The organism is Streptomyces sp. ActVer (assembly GCF_027270795.1).
In the GTDB taxonomy this organism is placed as follows: Bacteria; Actinomycetota; Actinomycetes; order Streptomycetales; family Streptomycetaceae; genus Streptomyces; species Streptomyces umbrinus_A.
This window is the reverse complement of sequence record NZ_JAPWHT010001030.1, coordinates 1-552: the sequence shown is the minus strand read 5'-3', so window position 1 is coordinate 552 and position 552 is coordinate 1. Positions and strand designations below refer to the sequence as shown.

1 protein-coding gene is annotated in these 552 nt (G+C 73.0%); it reads right to left on the bottom strand.

Annotated features, from left to right (window positions below; genetic code table 11):
* Positions 1-11 precede the first annotated feature (11 nt).
* Positions 12-552, bottom strand: a 541-nt coding sequence (locus tag O3Q52_RS53965) for an SDR family oxidoreductase (RefSeq protein WP_269655656.1), incomplete at its 5' end; no start/stop codon positions are given.

Genomic DNA, 552 nt, shown 5'->3' with positions numbered 1-552 from the left:
GCCGGAGGTGTTCACCGGGTGCCGCCGGGGGCGGTGTGGACGATCTCGGCCTGGTCGCGTTTGGTGTACGCGTCCCAGTAGTGCTCGGCGATGGTCTCGGGCTCGGTGCCGGGACCGCTGCCGATGTACACGCCGATGGCCACGTGCGCGGCGTGCACTCCGTGCTCGGCGAGGTCGATGCCCAGGGCCATGGCGTAGTTGCGCAGGGCCGCCGCTGCGACGCCGATGCTGCCGAATGGGCCGCCGCTCGGCCGGATGGAGGAGGCGCCCGTGGAGAACAGCAGGGTGCCGCTGCCGCGTTCGAGCATGGCGGGCAGCACCTGACGGACCGCGGCAACCGCTCCGTACAGGTAGTAGTCGAGCTGCTTGTGGAGGTCCTGCGCCGTGGCGTCGACGGCGGCGGCGCCGGCGAACGTGGGGTCGGCGGGCGAGTACTCCAGTACGTCGACGACCCCGAACCGGTCGGCGACCGCGGCGAGCGCCGACTGCAGCGAGTCGGGACGCGTCACGTCCGCGGCGAAGCCCGCGGCCTCGATGCCCTCCTCGGCGAGC